Here is a 14,185-nt window from a genome sequence, read left to right as displayed (position 1 = left end):
TCAGGCTCCGGGGGGCGGGGGCGGCACCATGCTGAACAGCCGTGCAAGCTCGGTTTCGGCAGCAGTGCGCCAGCCATCCTGCCCGGCAGACCACACATGGCTGCTCCGGCTGAGCGCGCCCGAGGCCACCATGGCCTGCAAGTCGGCCTCGGAGAACGGGCCTTTGGTCGCACCGTTTTCGGCGACATGCCATTGTCTTGCACCGGCAGGCGGCGGCGGGGGCGGCGGCGGTGCGGCTGCCGCAGGGGCGGCGGGGGCCGCGCCCCAGGGGCCGGGCTGCATCTGCTGTGCCATGCCAAGGCCCATCGCGGCCCCCATGCCCGCGCCGATTGCGCCGCCCATCGCCCCGCCGGGGGCATTCATCGCCTCGGCGGCATTGAACTGCATGTATTTGTTCAGATCCCCCGCGATGCCGATGGAGGTGCGCTTGTCCAGCACCTTTTCCACCTCTTCGGGCAGGCTGATATTCTCGATGTAGAATTCCGGCAGGGTCAGCCCGTAATCGGCAATCTTGGGCGCAATCGCCGTTGCGATCAGCTTGCCCAGATCGGCGGTATTCGCCGCCATGTCGAGCACGGGAATCCCGGATCCGGCCAGAACCCGGCTCATTTCCTGCACGATCACATTGCGGATCTGAAAGCTGATTTCATCGGCGGTGAATTCGCCATCGGTGCCCACCACCTCTTGCAGGAACTTACCGGGGTCCGATACCCGCATCGAATAGGTGCCGAAGGCGCGCAGGCGCACCGGGCCGAATTCCGGGTCGCGGCACATGATCGGATTCTTGGTGCCCCATTTCAGATCGTTGAAGCGGGTGGTGTTGACGAAATAGACCTCGGACTTGAACGGCGAATCAAAGCCGTGATCCCAATGCTGCAAGGTGGTCATGATCGGCATGTTGTTGGTCTCAAGCATGTAGAGACCGGGGCCGAACACATCGGCCAACTGCCCCTCATGCACGAAAACCGCCGCCTGCCCCTCGCGCACCGTCAGTTTGGCGCCGTATTTGATCGCCTGACCGCGCCGTTCGAACCGCCAGACCATCGTATCGCGGCTGTCATCCAGCCAGCTGATGACATCAATGAATTCGCCTTTGAGGAAATCGAACACCATGGCCTTGGCCTTTCACACTGGGCACCACGTCGTGCCATCAAGAGAGGGCGGCTGCCCCGTTGTCGGGTAACATAGCCGAGGCGTGGCAGGTTTGAAGCCTTTTCGCGCGTCGGTTTCGGCTCCCGTGTTCAAATCTCGGTTGCTTGCCTGTGCCGGGATCAGCTGTCGCCACCGATCAGCCGGGCCGCGATGCTGCGCGCGATGGGCCGGGCCTCGGCGGCGCCCATGCCGGGATGCAGCGCAGGGTCATAAAGCATCTTCAGCATCAGCTCGTCCTGCCGCGTCAGCAGCGCAAATTCCTCGTCATCGTTGAAGATCGACGGGCGGGCCAGCGGGCTGTCATTGGCAAGGCCAAGACCCTGCGCGATCTCTTCATGGATGCACGACAAGCGCAGCAGATCCGGGTGTTCGGCGCGGATCACCGCAAAGGCGCGGGCATAGGTCGACGAACTGCCTTCGGACAGCGCATAGACAATGCAATAGGTCGAGCGCGGCAGATTGGTCAGCCCCGAAACTTCGGCCATCGACAGATCCGGCAGCGTGGCCGAAATCACCGGGCCAAGTGCGCGGCGCTCATCCTCGTTCACCATATGCAGGAAGAAATTCGCGCCGGTTTCGGCGAGCGAGATCGAATGGCCGGTGATGCTGCTGAGGCGGGCAAGATACGAGGCGATGCGCGCCCGGTCGGTCGCCCGCCGCTCGGGCGAGACAGAGGCCCCGAACGCCACCTTGACCCGCACCGGCGCAGCCCAGCGGCGCAGGCGGCTTTGCGTTTCCTGCGCCACCAACCCACCGCCGGTGCGGCGATATTCGTCATAGAGCGCGATGCGGATGAAGTTTTCCGTCAGCATCGTATCGGTGAAGGGCGCATCCTTGCCGCCGCCATCGGTGCGCAGCAGCCCTTGCGTCAGAAGATCGGCCTGCACCTGCGCGTAATAAAGCGCCAGCGCCTGACTTTCCGCCGAAGGGGCCACCGGCGGCGGCACCGGCACGGCGGGCCGGGCCACCGGGCGCGGCAGGGCGGCCTGAGGCGCAGGCGGCGCCGTGGCACATGACGCCAGCGCCGCACAGGCCAGCGCGGCAAGAATGGCCTTGCGGGCCGGGTCGCGGCGCTGGCTTTGGGTCACGATATCCTCCGGTCAGACAGCCGTGCCGGCATTGGTGCCAACCCCGTCACGCCGGGCCTTGGCCGATGCCAGCGTGTCTCGCAGTTCCAGTTCCATCTTCACCAGATCGGCCTCGGCGGCGGCGCGTTTGGCCTTGCCATCATCGGCAATCGCGAGGCTTTCGTTGATGGTGGCGATCAATGTGGCATTTGCCTGTTTCACCGCCTCGATATCGAACACGCCACGCTCCATCTCGGTGCGCACGATGCGGTTCGTCTCTTGCAGGTTCTTGGCGTTGGAGGTGAGCAGCTCATTCGTCAGGTCATTCGCCGCCCGGATCGATTCGGCCGCCTCGCGCGAGCGCTGGATCGTCACCGCCTGCGCCAGCTGGGTTTCCCAAAGCGGCACGGTGTTGACCAGCGTCGAGTTGATCTTGGTCACCAGCGATTTGTCGTTTTCCTGCACCAGACGGATCGAGGGCAGCGATTGCATCGTCACCTGACGCGTCAGCTTCAGGTCATGCACCCGGCGTTCCAGATCATCACGGGCGGCGCGCACATCGCGCAACTCCTGCGCCTTCATCACCTGTTCGGTTTTGGGGGCTGCGGTCACTTCGGCCTCTTTGGCCGGGATCACGCTGGCATCCAGCTCGGCCAGCTTGGCCTCGCCCGCCGCGATGTACAGCGCCAGCTCGTTATAGAAATCCAGCGTCTTGGCATAAAGCTGATCCAGACTTTTGATGTCTTTCAACAGCTTGTGTTCATGTTCCAGCAGGGTGGCGGTCACGCGGTCGATCTGCGCCTGCACCTCTTCGTATTTGGCGACGAATTTGGCGAAGGGCGCTGCGCGGCCCAGCAGCTTTTCCCACCAGCTGCGCTTGCGGCGCACATCGAGTTCGCTGACCGAAAAGCCCCGGATGGTCGAGACCATCGAACGCAGGCTGTCACCTGCCGGGCCCACATCCTTGTTCTTCACATCGGCCAGCATCTGCTGGCTGATCACCTGCAATTCGGCCTGCGCGGCAGACCCGAACGAGATGATCGACTGCGTATTGCCCATGTCCAGCTCTGCCATGCGCTTGCGGATGTCATCAGCCAGCGGAGCGGGGGCGGCGGCCAGCGACACCACGTCCTTCCCGGGTTCGGGCAGGATCACGGCGGTCACTTTTTCCACTTCGGCAAGGGCAGAGGCGGCAGATTGGGATACGGCGGTGCTCATCGGGCAATACTCTCAACTGGGGCGCAGATGCGCGCAGATCATCAAAGATGCGGCGTCTCGTACCGAAGACGCTCGCGCAGGACCTGGATTTCGACATCCAGATCCCCGGAATTGCTGGCCAGAAGCGCCTGCGACCGTGCGGCAAAGGTGGTTTCCAGATCGGTCAGCAGCGCCTCATAGTCGGCGCGGGCCTTGGCGTCGCGGCTTTGGGCATAGAAATCGACGAATTTCACCGTCGCATCGCGGGCACCCATCAAATAGACCGACAGATACTTGCGCGCGGCGGTCAGATCGCCGGGGTCGCCCTCGATGGTGCGGAACAGCTGGCGCGCGGCGGTGCTGAACCGCTCGACCCGGGTTTCCAGTGCCCGGTCCCCGGCGCGCAGGATCGCGTCTTTCATCGCGCCCAGATAGGCTTCGGCCTCATCCACCGCGCGGGCGACACGATCGGTCTGGAAACTGTCGATCCCTGCCACGCCCTTGTCGGACAGCGGATCGGGGCCAAAGCTGAACAGATGCAGCGCCGCACCGATGACCCCGAACAGGATCGCGGCGACGGGGCCGCCGTCGCTCATTATGCCACCAGCGGCAAGGCCCAGCCCCATCAGAACCGCGCCAAAGATCTTGCGCGGAATCGCGGGGCGTTTGGCCACGCGGCGTTGCTCATAGGCGTCCTGCGCCCGGATGCCTTCGCGCGTCAGCCAGGCCGACAGCAACAAAAGCCCCAGTGCGGCCAGTCCGAAGGCCATGCCCGCAGGCGGTTGCTGAAACGCGCGCAGGCCAAACACCAGCGGCACCACGAACAGCAGATTGGATCTGGCCCCGGCGCGCACCGGGCGCTGGCCGTCAAACCGATTGGGGGGCGTCGGGCCGGGGGCCGCATCATGGCTGCGGCTCACCGATCCATCGGGCGAATATTTGCCGCCAAACCGCTGTGCCATCTCAGGCCCCTCCATAGAAGGCGACATAGAGAATCAGCCCGAGAAGCAGGACAAAGCTCAGGTTTCGCAGGCTTGAGCCGGACATCGGGCCTCCAACGGGCAAAGGGGGCGCGGCAGAATTCATTCCGCTTTCAGACTATAGGCGAGGTATTGCCCCCATACCAGAGGCGGAACGAGTGGAAAATCCACACGGATTTCCCCCTCGCGGTCAGCCGCGCCCCGGTTTGCCGCCGCGCGGGCCGCCACTTGCCCCGCCACGCGGGCCAGTGCCGGACGGGCCGCGCCCTGCCGAAGTGGGGCGGGGCGCGCTGGGTTTGCCGCCGCCCGGTTTTGCGGCGGGAGAGGGGCGTTTGCCGCCTTTGGCAACGCCCTCCAGATAGCCCTGCGCCGATTGGGCAAGGAAAGCACCTTTGCTGCTGGCCGGTTTGCCGCCGGTGCGGCTGCGCGGTGCAGCCTTGGCCGGGGCCTCGGCACTGCGCTGCGGTTTGGTGGGCGAAGGCCCTGCCTCGCGCGGGGCGCGGGTGCGTGCCGGGCGGGCGCTGGCCGGTCGGCGCGCCTCGGGCTCTTCGCCGGTATCGGGATCAAAGCCAAGCTGATCGCGCAACACCCGGCCCTTGACCTCTTCCACGCCATTCGGTTCCAGATCACCCAGACGGAACGGGCCGTAAGACACCCGGATCAGCCGGTTCACGGTCAGCCCGATCTGGGTCATGGCGCGGCGGATCTCGCGATTCTTGCCTTCGCGCAGGCCCACGGTCAGCCAGGCATTCGCCCCCTGAATCCGGTCAAGGCTGACGATCATCGGCTGGAAGCGCTCGCCATCCACCACGATGCCCGCCCGCAGCGGCTCCAGTTCGGGGTCGGTCGGGTTGCCCTTGATCCGCACCCGGTATTTGCGCAGCCAGCCGGTCGAGGGCAGTTCCAGCCGCCGCTTCAGCTCGCCATCATTGGTCAGCAGCAGCAGCCCCTCGGAATTGAGGTCAAGGCGGCCCACGCTCATCACCCGTGGCAGATCTTCGGGCAGGTGGTCGAACACCGTGTCGCGGCCCTTTTCATCCGAGGCCGAAGTCACCAGCCCTTCGGGTTTGTAATACAGCCACAGCCGCGCCGGTTCCCGCGCCGCCAGCGGCTCGCCGCGCACGGTGATGCGGTCCTTGGCGGTGACGTTCAGTGCCGGGCTGTCGATCACCTTGCCGTTCACCGACACTTCGCCCAGCTGGATCATCCGTTCCGCCTCGCGGCGCGAGGCGACACCGGCGCGGGACAGCACCTTGGCGATGCGCTCTCCCTCCGGGGTGGCAGCTTTCGGCTTGGCTTGTTCTGTCATGGGATGTCCGGCATGTATGAGGAGGCCACTTTGAGGCAGCAGACGCCGAAGGCCATCTGCCCCCGGACCCCCGAGGGTATTTTATTCAGGTTGAAAGGGCAATGCGTGAGCCGGTTCCGCAGTTACATGGATATCGCGCTGGACGAGGCGCGGGCGGCCGCGACGCGCGGCGAGGTGCCGGTGGGGGCGGTGATCGTGGCGCCGGGCGGGCAGGTGGTGGCGCAGGCCGGGAACCGCACGCGCGAATTGCATGACCCGACCGCCCATGCCGAAATGCTGGCCATCCGCGCCGCCTGTGCTGCCTTGGGGCAGGAGCGGCTGACCGGGCATGACCTTTATGTGACGCTGGAACCCTGCCCGATGTGTGCCGCCGCCATCTCGGCGGCCCGCATCGCGCGGCTGTATTATGGCGCGGCGGATCCGAAATCGGGAGGGGTGGCGGTGGGGGCGCGGGTGTTCAGCCACCCGCAATGCCATCATGCGCCCGAAATCTATGACGGGCTGAGCGAGGCAGAGGCCGCCACCCTGCTGCGCGACTTTTTCGCGGGGCGGCGGCCTCCGATGGTCAGAGGATGATCGCCTCCATCACCTGCGGCTCGATCACCTGAACATTCGGCGGCAGACCCGCTTTCAGCGCGCTGGCATCCTGTTCTAGGATCGGGAAGGTGCGGTAATGGCAGGGGATCACGGTCGAGAAGTTGAAATATTTGCGCGCGGCAAAGGCGGCGCGGGCCATATCCATGGTGAAATGCCCGCCTGCCGACAGGATGCCGATATTGGGTTGGTGATATTCGGCCATCCAGCCCATATCGGCCATGACATCGGTATCACCCGACAGATAGATGGTCTGACCCTCGCCCGAGATCATGAAGCCCGCCTCGCCCCCGGCATAGATCGGCCCCTGCTGCCCCTGGATCGACGAGGAATGGGTGGCGTTGACCATGGTCACCTTGGCCCCATCCAGCAGCACCGTGCCGCCCTTGTTGAAGCCGATGCCTTTGATCTCCTGATCGGCTTCCCAGAACGAGATCATATCGAAACTGCCCACCAGAGGAATGTCGAGCTGTTTGGAAATGGCCAGGGCATCGCCTGCGTGATCGCCATGGCCATGGGTCAGCAGCACATGGGTCGCGCCGTTCAGGGCGGCGTCACGCTGATCTTCGGGGAACATCGGATTGCCGGTCAGCCAGGGGTCGACCAGCAGAACGGCCTGTTCGATCTCGATGCGGAAGCCGGAATGGCCAAGCCAGATGATCTTCATGTAACATCCTTTCCATAGGTTCTTCGCGCCTAACCTAGGGCTGTGACCGGGAAATGACAGCCCCCCGCCGCGCCCGGCTTGCACCGCAGCCGCCGCGCCGTTAAACGGAAGGCAAATCTGTAAGGGGGTTCAGACCCATGTCGATCGACGTTGAAACCGCACGCCGGGTGGCGAAACTCGCCCGTATCCAGGTGGATGAGGGAGACCTGCCGGCGCTGGCGGGCGAGCTGTCCAATATCCTCGGCTTCATGGAACAGCTGAACGAAGTGGATGTGACCGGCATCGAGCCGATGACCTCGGTCACGCCGATGCGGCTGAAACGCCGCGAGGATGTGGTGACGGATGGCAATATTCAGGCTCTGGTCCTGAAAAACGCCCCCGATGCCCGCGAGGGGTTCTTTGCCGTGCCGAAGGTGGTGGAATGAGCATGTCTGATACAAGCGGGGCGAACCGCCTGACACTGGCCGAAGCCCGCGATGCGCTGCGCAAGGGCGATCTGTCGGCGGTGGATCTGACCATGTCTTGCCTGACGGCGATGGATGCGGGCGATGCGCTATCGGCCTATGTGCACAAAACCCCCGAAATCGCGCTGGATCAGGCGCGGGCGGCGGATGCGCGGCTGAAGGCGGGCGATGCGCCGGATCTCTGCGGGATCCCGCTGGGCATCAAGGATCTGTTCTGCACCAAGGGCGTGCCGTCGCAGGCCGCCTCGAACATTCTGGAAGGCTTCCGGCCCGAATATGAATCGACCGTGACCGCCAAGCTGTTCGATGCCGGCGCTGTGATGCTGGGCAAGCTGAACATGGACGAATTCGCCATGGGTTCGTCGAACGAGTCGTCCTGCTATGGTCCGGCGGTGAACCCCTGGCGCAGTGATGACCGCGAGCTGACCCCGGGCGGGTCGTCGGGCGGCTCGGCTTCTGCCGTTGCGGGCGATCTGTGCATTGCGGCGACCGGCACCGATACGGGCGGGTCGATCCGTCAGCCTGCGGCCTTCTGTGGCATCGTCGGCATCAAGCCGACCTATGGCCGGGTCAGCCGCTGGGGTATCATCGCCTATGCCTCGTCGCTGGATCAGGCCGGGCCGATGACCAAATCGGTGCGCGATGCGGCGATCATGCTGGGCACCATGGCCGGGCATGACCCGAAAGACAGCACCAGCGCCGATATGGCGGTGCCGGATTTCGAAGCGGCGCTGACCGGCGACATCCGCGGCAAGAAGATCGGGATTCCGCGCGAATATCGGGTGGCGGGCCTGCGCCCCGAGATTGACCGGATCTGGGCGCTGGGCACCGACATGCTGCGCGATGCCGGGGCCGAGATCGTCGATGTCTCGCTGCCGCATACCAAATATGCGCTGCCCGCCTATTACGTCATCGCGCCCGCCGAAGCGTCGAGCAACCTCGCCCGCTATGACGGGGTGCGCTATGGTCACCGCGCCAAGCTGGCGGCGGGCGATGGCATCACCGAGATGTATGAAAAGACCCGCGCCGAAGGCTTCGGGGCCGAGGTGCAGCGCCGCATCATGATCGGCACCTATGTGCTGTCGGCAGGGTTCTATGACGCTTATTACAACCGGGCCCGCAAGGTGCGCGCGTTGATCAAGCGGGATTTCGAACAGGCTTTCGCGGCGGGGGTCGATGCGATCCTGACACCCGCGACGCCGACCCCCGCCTTTGGTCTGGGCGAGATGGCAAGTGCCGATCCGGTGGACATGTATCTGAACGATGTGTTCACCGTGACGCTGAACCTGGCCGGGTTGCCGGGGGTTTCGGTGCCGGTCGGGCTGGACCCGGATGGCCTGCCGCTGGGGCTGCAACTGATCGGGCGGCCTTGGGAAGAGGGTGATCTGCTGAATCACGCTTATGTTCTGGAACGTGCGGCGGGCTTTGTGGCCAAGCCGCAGAAATGGTGGTAATCGGCCACCAGATCGACTGTCACAACCGGCCCTGCGGGGCCGGTTCAGCTTTGGGAAGACTGTCATGCGTCGCGTAATGCTGCCTTTGATGCTTTTGTCGCCGCTTGCCCTTGCGGCCTGTTCGGCACCGGTGCCGGATTCGGCCTCCGGGGTCGGGTTCGGGGAATATGGCAGCTATGAAGCACAGCGCGAGGCCGCCTTGCGCAATGGCGCGCCGGTGCTGGCCCCGGGCGCACAGCCGATCGTGCCGGGCGGTGTTGCCGCGCAGCCGCTGGGCACCCCGCCCGCCAACGGGTTTTCAACCGAACGTCTGGGCGCCGCGATTGACCGCGCCGCCGGGGGCGGTGCGGTGCCGCCAGTGCCGGTGGTGATCGGCAGCCCCAACGCAGGGGCCGTGATCGGCAGCACCGCGCCCGCTGCTGCGCCCTTGGCCGCCAGCCCGATGACCGCAGTGACGCCGGTGATGCCAGCACCGGCTGTGCCTTTGGCACCGCGCAGCAGTTCGGGCCCGAATATCGTGGATTTCGCGCTCAAGACCTCGAACCCGGTGGGCACACCGGTCTATTCACGGTCGTCGTTGCAATTGCGCAGCGCCGAAAGCGCCTGTGCCGCCTTTGCTTCCGCCGATCTGGCGCAGACCGCGTTCCTTGAGGCCGGTGGCCCGGACAAGGACCGCAAGGGGCTGGACCCGGATGGCGATGGCTTCGCCTGCAGCTGGGATCCGTCGCCCTTCCGCAACGCCGTGCAATAAGGCGCGATCATGCCGATGCGTGCGGAGTTTCCCTCGCCGAATTTCGGGCCGCGCCGCAATGGCGTGCTGCCGGATCTGATCGTGCTGCATTACACCGCGATGCCCAGCTGTGCCGAGGCTGCGGCGCGGCTGTGTGATGCTGCTGCCGAAGTCTCGGCGCATTACCTGATTTCGGAACGCGGCGCGGTTCAGGCGCTTGTGCCCGAAGAACTGCGCGCCTGGCACGCCGGGGCAGGTGGCTGGGGCGGGGCGCAGGATGTGAACTCGCGGTCCATCGGCATCGAACTGGCCAATCCGGGCGATGCACCGTTTTCCGAGCCGCAGATGGCGGCGCTGGAGGGCGTGCTGGCCGATGTGATGGCGCGCTGGCAGATCCCTGCGGCGCGGGTGATCGGGCATAGCGACATGGCGCCGGGGCGCAAGGCCGATCCGGGGCCGCGATTCGATTGGCAGCGTCTGGCGCGGCGCGGGCTGTCGGTCTGGCCCGAGCCGGGCGCGGAGCCGGGCGATTTTCGCGCCGATGCGCGGCGCTTCGGCTATCCCGATGTGGCCGATGATCTGCTGCTGGCTGCGTTCCGGCTGCGCTTTCGTCCGATGGCGCAGGGGCCGCTGGATGCGGTGGATGCCGTATGGGCGGCGGATCTGGCGGCGCGCTTTCCCGTTGACGCGGTGGCCTTCGCCGCGTAAGCCGCCCCTCGCGCGGATGGCTGGATGACCGCGTGGGGGGCGACCCCTGCGAGGAAAGTCCGGACTCCATGAAGGAAGGGTGCCGGGTAACGCCCGGCGGGGGCAACCCCAGGGAAAGCGCCACAGAGAAGAGTCTGCCATCGGTCACACGATGGTCAGGGTGAAACGGTGGGGTAAGAGCCCACCGCGGACTTGGCAACAAGGACGGCACGGCAAGCCCCACCCGGAGCAATGCCGAATAGGGGCCTCGCGTGGAAAGGTTCGCTGCCATCTGGCGCGGAGACCTCCACAGGGACACTTCAGCCTGAGAAGGCCCGGGTTGGCAGCTAGACCCCGTCGGTAACGGCGGGGGCAGAGGAATGGTCATCCAGAGGGGGCAACCCCTTGGACAGAATCCGGCTTACAGGCCATCCGCGCAATCTATCACAGCAGGCCGCGCCTTCGGGGGCATCGAGCCCCCCTCAGGCGCGGGCCGCAGCGGCGGCCGGGGCACCCATGGCCGAGGGGGTGGCGCGCTGTGGCGGGCCGGGTCTGAGTATTTGGACAAAGTGCAAGGGCAGGGGGGCGGCGCGAAGGATGGGGGCCGGTGCGAAGTCTCTCGCGCAAAGGGCAAACCGGGGTATGCTGGCCTGAGCAAAGGGAGAGTCGCATGAGTTTCATCAAGACACTGGCCACGCTTGCCGTGGGATTTGCCGCAGCGCGGGGCGTTGACAAGTTTCGCAAGGCAGGTGGCATGGAGACGATGAAAGAGGCCCTGCGCGGGGCCTCTGCGCCCGGCGGGATGGCCGATCAGATGGGGGCCATGGCCGAGAAGCTGGGCCTGCCCGGCGGCAAGGAGGCGGTGCGCAACATGGTGGGGCAGTTCGGCACCACGGCCGCCGGGGCGACCGAGACGGCAGAGGCCGGTCTGGGCAGCCTGATGGCGGCGATGACCGGGGCGGCCACCGCCGGGGCGCGCAGCATGGGCGACATGATGGGTGCGCTGACCGGGGCGACGCCCGCCGGGCCGCTGGCCGAAGAAAACGCGCGTCTGATGATCCGGGCGATGATTCAGGCGGCCAAGGCGGATGGGGCCATCGACCCCGCCGAGCGGGCGGCGATTCTGGGCCATCTGGGCGATGCCTCCGAGGCGGAGATCGCCTTTGTCGAGGCGGAGCTGGACGCACCACTGGATCTGGCGGGGTTTGCAGCCGGGGTAGGCGACACGGTGAAGGCGCAGGTCTATGCGGCCTCGCTCATGGCGATTGCGGTGGATACCGAGGCGGAACGCGCCTATCTGCGCGGTCTGGCGCAGGCCTTGGCGCTGGATCCGGCAGCAGTGGCGGGGATTCACCGCGATATGGGCAAACCGCTGGCCTGAGCCGGGCCGCCCTGCAAAACATGGCGGCGAAAGGGCGTTTCGCTGTTGACTCTGCCGCCGCCATCCTTAAAAGGCAGGCTTCAAGGATTTAACGGGAAGGTCCGCTTTCCCGGCTCTAGGAGAGACGACTATGGCGAAGCCGGCGACGATCAAGATCCGTCTGAACTCGACGGCGGGCACCGGGCACTTCTATGTGACCAAGAAGAATGCCCGCACCATGACCGAGAAGATGGTGGTGAAGAAATATGACCCCGTGAAGCGGGAGCATGTGGAATACAAGGAAGGCAAGATCAAGTAAGATCTGCCTGACCTGACCCACAGAGCCGTGCCCCTTGGGCGCGGCTTTTTTCATTTGCGGTGGTGGGTGGATGCCTTCCTGTGCCGCTTAAAACAAAAGGGCCGGGGAATGCCCCGGCCCTGTGTCATCTGGTGTAGCAGCCCTGCTTATTCGCGGTTGCCCATGAATTGCAGCAAGAACATGAACAGGTTGATGAAGTCGAGATACAGGGTCAGCGCGCCCATGATCGCGGATTTCGCCAGCCATTCCTGATCGCCCATCGCGGCATGTTGCACATAGGTGTTCTTGATGTTCTGCGTGTCATAGGCGGTCAGACCAGCAAAGATCAGCACACCGATCACCGAGATGGCGAATTGCAGCGCGTCCGAGCCGATGAACATGTTCACGATCATCGCGACGAACAGGCCGATCAGGCCCATCATCAGGAAGGTGCCCATGCCGCTGAGATCTTTCTTCGTCGTGTAGCCATAGAGGCTGAGCGACGCGAAAGAGATGGCAGTCACGAGGAAGGTGGTGGCAATCGAGGTGCCGGTGAACACCGCGAAGATATAGGCCAGCGACAGGCCCATGGCGGCAGCATAGACATAGAAGAACAGCTGCGCGGCCGGGGCCGACAGGCGGTTGATCAGCGCGCCGAAGGCGAAGACCATCACTAGCGGCAGGAACATCACCACCCATTTCAGCGGCGTGCCGTAGATCGCGTTCAGCATCGCCTCATTGGTGCCGACGGCCCATGCCACACCTGCGGTGATCAGCATGGCCACCGACATCAGGCCATAGACCTTGTTCATATGGGCGCGCAGGCCCTCGTCGATCCGGGCCGCGTGGGCGCCGGTGCCCACCGAGCGGATCGTGTCAAATTCAGCCATCTGATGCCTCCGAATGTGTCTGATGAGCGGGGCCATGCCGTCCGGCCCCGCCTTATGCTTGCAATATCGGAAGTGTTGCCCGCCATTTCAAGGATTTCTCGTGTAAAACATGACTCATGCGCGCCGGATTTTTGACGCGGCGCGGTTACAGCCGCCAATGGGCCGGGGCATCCCAGATCGGGCGGCGCGCTTCGGCGTCGGCCTCGGCGGCGCTGAGGCCGATATCGGCAAGCAGATGCGGCTCCATCTCGGTCAGGGCGCGGCGCTGGCGGCGCAGCGACATCAGATCCAGCAGGCGCAGCATCAGGGGGCGGCGGCGCGGCGAGATGCGGGGTTGGGCGACGGGCAGGGAATGGGCCATTTGAACCTCCTTTTGGTGATGGATGGCGCAGTGTGCATTTCATCTCTTGATGCAAATTGCCGGATGATGCAGAATTATGGAAATGAATGATTGTGTGCCAAACCATCACAGGTGTTGATATGCCGAGAAACCTCGACCTGACTGCGCTGCGGGCCTTTGTGGCGGTGGCCGATGCGGGCGGTGTGACCCGTGCGGCGGGGCTGCTGAACCTGACCCAGAGCGCTGTGTCGATGCAGCTGAAGCGGCTGGAGGACAGTCTGGGGCAGGGGCTGTTTCTGCGTGCCGCGCGCAAGCTGACGCTGACCGCAGAGGGCGAACAGCTGATGGGCTTTGCGCGGCGGATGCTGGCGATCAATGACGAGGCGCTATCGCGCCTGACCTCATCGACCTTCGAGGGCGAAATCCGGCTCGGTGTGCCGCATGACATCGTTTATCCAGCGATCCCCGGCATTCTGAAACGCCTTGCCGCGCAATATCCGCGGCTGCGGATCAATCTGGCCTCGTCCTTCACGCTGTTGCTGAAAGACGCCTTCGCCAAGGGCGAGATGGATGTGATCCTGACCACCGAAGAGCGTCCGGGCACCGGCGGCGAGGAATTGTCGCGTCAGGATCTGGTCTGGATCGGCGCGCCCGAAGGCACGGCCTGGTGCCGACAGCCGCTGCGGCTGGGCTTCAAGGATACCTGCATCTTCCGGCCCACCGCACAGGCGGCGCTGGATGCGGCGGGCCTGCCCTGGGAAATGGCGATCGACGGTGAAAGCGAACAGGCGGTTGAGGCGATCGTCGCCGCCGATCTTGCGATTTCAGCGCGGCTGCGCGGGCGCTTCCCGGATGGCACGGCCGAGATCGTGGAACGTTGTGGCCTGCCGGATCTGGGCGGGCTGTCGGTCTGTCTGTATGTCGCGCCCACGGTGAAGGGCGAGGCGGCAGAGGCGCTGCTGTCCGAGCTGCGCCTCGCCTATGGCTCCTGATCGG

The 14,185-nt window shown here is 65.1% G+C and carries 16 protein-coding genes and 1 other RNA gene; 9 read left to right on the top strand and 8 right to left on the bottom strand.

Annotated features, from left to right (window positions below):
- The 5 genes from KM031_RS05225 to KM031_RS05205 all read right to left on the bottom strand — a co-directional run bounded on the left by KM031_RS05225 (nt 1) and on the right by KM031_RS05205 (nt 5,705).
- Entirely contained in the window at nt 1-1,113 is a 1,113-nt protein-coding gene (locus KM031_RS05225; RefSeq protein ID WP_215503480.1) for an SPFH domain-containing protein, read from the bottom strand.
- A 158-nt stretch (nt 1,114-1,271) separates the two neighbouring features.
- Nucleotides 1,272-2,240 (bottom strand): DUF2927 domain-containing protein, encoded by a 969-nt coding sequence (locus KM031_RS05220; RefSeq protein WP_215503479.1) that lies wholly within the window; start codon nt 2,238-2,240, stop codon nt 1,272-1,274.
- 12 nt (nt 2,241-2,252) lie between these two features.
- Nucleotides 2,253-3,437 carry a toxic anion resistance protein gene (locus KM031_RS05215; protein ID WP_215503478.1) on the bottom strand — a complete coding sequence of 395 codons (1,185 nt, stop codon included), beginning with the start codon at nt 3,435-3,437 and terminating at the stop codon, nt 2,253-2,255.
- Nucleotides 3,438-3,478: 41 nt separating this feature from the next.
- Nucleotides 3,479-4,378 carry a 5-bromo-4-chloroindolyl phosphate hydrolysis family protein gene (locus KM031_RS05210; RefSeq protein WP_215503477.1) on the bottom strand — a complete coding sequence of 300 codons (900 nt, stop codon included), beginning with the start codon at nt 4,376-4,378 and terminating at the stop codon, nt 3,479-3,481.
- A 208-nt stretch (nt 4,379-4,586) separates the two neighbouring features.
- Entirely contained in the window at nt 4,587-5,705 is a 1,119-nt protein-coding gene (locus tag KM031_RS05205) for a pseudouridine synthase (protein WP_215503476.1), read from the bottom strand.
- A gap of 126 nt (nt 5,706-5,831) precedes the next feature.
- Here KM031_RS05205 and KM031_RS05200 point away from each other — a divergent pair, with 126 nt between their 5' ends.
- Nucleotides 5,832-6,281: a nucleoside deaminase gene (locus tag KM031_RS05200; RefSeq protein ID WP_215503949.1), complete on the top strand. Its 450-nt coding sequence runs from the start codon at nt 5,832-5,834 to the stop codon at nt 6,279-6,281.
- Here KM031_RS05200 and KM031_RS05195 read toward each other — a convergent pair.
- Entirely contained in the window at nt 6,271-6,966 is a 696-nt protein-coding gene (locus KM031_RS05195) for a metal-dependent hydrolase (protein ID WP_215503475.1), read from the bottom strand. The genes KM031_RS05200 and KM031_RS05195 overlap by 11 nt on opposite strands.
- 137 nt (nt 6,967-7,103) lie before the next feature.
- On the opposite strand from KM031_RS05195, the gene gatC reads away from it, so the two are divergent.
- The 7 genes from gatC (at nt 7,104) to rpmG (ending at nt 11,980) form a co-directional block, all read left to right on the top strand.
- Nucleotides 7,104-7,391, top strand: a complete 288-nt coding sequence (gene gatC, locus KM031_RS05190) for an Asp-tRNA(Asn)/Glu-tRNA(Gln) amidotransferase subunit GatC (RefSeq protein ID WP_215503474.1) — start codon at nt 7,104-7,106, stop codon at nt 7,389-7,391.
- 2 nt (nt 7,392-7,393) lie between these two features.
- A complete protein-coding gene (gatA, locus tag KM031_RS05185) occupies nt 7,394-8,884 on the top strand; it encodes an Asp-tRNA(Asn)/Glu-tRNA(Gln) amidotransferase subunit GatA (protein ID WP_215503473.1) in 1,491 nt (496 codons plus the stop codon).
- Between the two features lie 64 nt (nt 8,885-8,948).
- Nucleotides 8,949-9,635 carry a hypothetical protein gene (locus KM031_RS05180; RefSeq protein WP_246566786.1) on the top strand — a complete coding sequence of 229 codons (687 nt, stop codon included), beginning with the start codon at nt 8,949-8,951 and terminating at the stop codon, nt 9,633-9,635.
- A 9-nt stretch (nt 9,636-9,644) separates the two neighbouring features.
- Nucleotides 9,645-10,322: an N-acetylmuramoyl-L-alanine amidase gene (locus KM031_RS05175; protein ID WP_215503472.1), complete on the top strand. Its 678-nt coding sequence runs from the start codon at nt 9,645-9,647 to the stop codon at nt 10,320-10,322.
- A 12-nt stretch (nt 10,323-10,334) separates the two neighbouring features.
- An RNA gene (gene rnpB, locus KM031_RS05170) (RNase P RNA component class A) lies at nt 10,335-10,741 on the top strand.
- Between the two features lie 230 nt (nt 10,742-10,971).
- A complete protein-coding gene (locus tag KM031_RS05165) occupies nt 10,972-11,682 on the top strand; it encodes a DUF533 domain-containing protein (RefSeq protein WP_215503471.1) in 711 nt (236 codons plus the stop codon).
- A 130-nt stretch (nt 11,683-11,812) separates the two neighbouring features.
- Nucleotides 11,813-11,980: a 50S ribosomal protein L33 gene (gene rpmG / locus KM031_RS05160; protein ID WP_008027883.1), complete on the top strand. Its 168-nt coding sequence runs from the start codon at nt 11,813-11,815 to the stop codon at nt 11,978-11,980.
- A gap of 146 nt (nt 11,981-12,126) precedes the next feature.
- Here rpmG and KM031_RS05155 read toward each other — a convergent pair whose 3' ends face one another.
- Both KM031_RS05155 and KM031_RS05150 read right to left on the bottom strand, forming a co-directional pair.
- Nucleotides 12,127-12,849 carry a Bax inhibitor-1/YccA family protein gene (locus KM031_RS05155; protein WP_215503470.1) on the bottom strand — a complete coding sequence of 241 codons (723 nt, stop codon included), beginning with the start codon at nt 12,847-12,849 and terminating at the stop codon, nt 12,127-12,129.
- A gap of 145 nt (nt 12,850-12,994) precedes the next feature.
- Complete coding sequence (locus KM031_RS05150) at nt 12,995-13,210, bottom strand: YjiS-like domain-containing protein (protein WP_215503469.1); 216 nt, start codon at nt 13,208-13,210, stop codon at nt 12,995-12,997.
- Nucleotides 13,211-13,329: 119 nt separating this feature from the next.
- On the opposite strand from KM031_RS05150, the gene KM031_RS05145 reads away from it, so the two are divergent.
- Nucleotides 13,330-14,181 (top strand): LysR family transcriptional regulator, encoded by an 852-nt coding sequence (locus KM031_RS05145; protein ID WP_215503468.1) that lies wholly within the window; start codon nt 13,330-13,332, stop codon nt 14,179-14,181.
- Nucleotides 14,182-14,185: the final 4 nt, after the last annotated feature.

Source organism: Gemmobacter fulvus (assembly GCF_018798885.1).
In the GTDB taxonomy this organism is placed as follows: domain Bacteria; phylum Pseudomonadota; class Alphaproteobacteria; order Rhodobacterales; family Rhodobacteraceae; genus Gemmobacter; species Gemmobacter fulvus.
The sequence above is the reverse complement of the archived record's forward strand: the minus strand, read 5'-3'. Positions and strand labels throughout refer to the sequence as shown.

Excerpts from the sequence above, each read along its gene's own strand:
- KM031_RS05150 (WP_215503469.1), bottom strand. The coding sequence starts at position 13,210 with ATGGCCCATTCCCTGCCCGTCGCCCAACCCCGCATCTCGCCGCGCCGC.
- KM031_RS05175 (WP_215503472.1), top strand. The coding sequence starts at position 9,645 with ATGCCGATGCGTGCGGAGTTTCCCTCGCCGAATTTCGGGCCGCGCCGC.
- KM031_RS05165 (WP_215503471.1), top strand. The coding sequence starts at position 10,972 with ATGAGTTTCATCAAGACACTGGCCACGCTTGCCGTGGGATTTGCCGCA.
- KM031_RS05180 (WP_246566786.1), top strand. The coding sequence starts at position 8,949 with ATGCGTCGCGTAATGCTGCCTTTGATGCTTTTGTCGCCGCTTGCCCTT.
- KM031_RS05210 (WP_215503477.1), bottom strand. The coding sequence starts at position 4,378 with ATGGCACAGCGGTTTGGCGGCAAATATTCGCCCGATGGATCGGTGAGC.
- rpmG (WP_008027883.1), top strand. The coding sequence starts at position 11,813 with ATGGCGAAGCCGGCGACGATCAAGATCCGTCTGAACTCGACGGCGGGC.
- KM031_RS05155 (WP_215503470.1), bottom strand. The coding sequence starts at position 12,849 with ATGGCTGAATTTGACACGATCCGCTCGGTGGGCACCGGCGCCCACGCG.
- KM031_RS05205 (WP_215503476.1), bottom strand. The coding sequence starts at position 5,705 with ATGACAGAACAAGCCAAGCCGAAAGCTGCCACCCCGGAGGGAGAGCGC.
- gatC (WP_215503474.1), top strand. The coding sequence starts at position 7,104 with ATGTCGATCGACGTTGAAACCGCACGCCGGGTGGCGAAACTCGCCCGT.
- KM031_RS05195 (WP_215503475.1), bottom strand. The coding sequence starts at position 6,966 with ATGAAGATCATCTGGCTTGGCCATTCCGGCTTCCGCATCGAGATCGAA.
- gatA (WP_215503473.1), top strand. The coding sequence starts at position 7,394 with ATGTCTGATACAAGCGGGGCGAACCGCCTGACACTGGCCGAAGCCCGC.
- KM031_RS05215 (WP_215503478.1), bottom strand. The coding sequence starts at position 3,437 with ATGAGCACCGCCGTATCCCAATCTGCCGCCTCTGCCCTTGCCGAAGTG.
- KM031_RS05225 (WP_215503480.1), bottom strand. The coding sequence starts at position 1,113 with ATGGTGTTCGATTTCCTCAAAGGCGAATTCATTGATGTCATCAGCTGG.
- KM031_RS05200 (WP_215503949.1), top strand. The coding sequence starts at position 5,832 with ATGGATATCGCGCTGGACGAGGCGCGGGCGGCCGCGACGCGCGGCGAG.
- KM031_RS05145 (WP_215503468.1), top strand. The coding sequence starts at position 13,330 with ATGCCGAGAAACCTCGACCTGACTGCGCTGCGGGCCTTTGTGGCGGTG.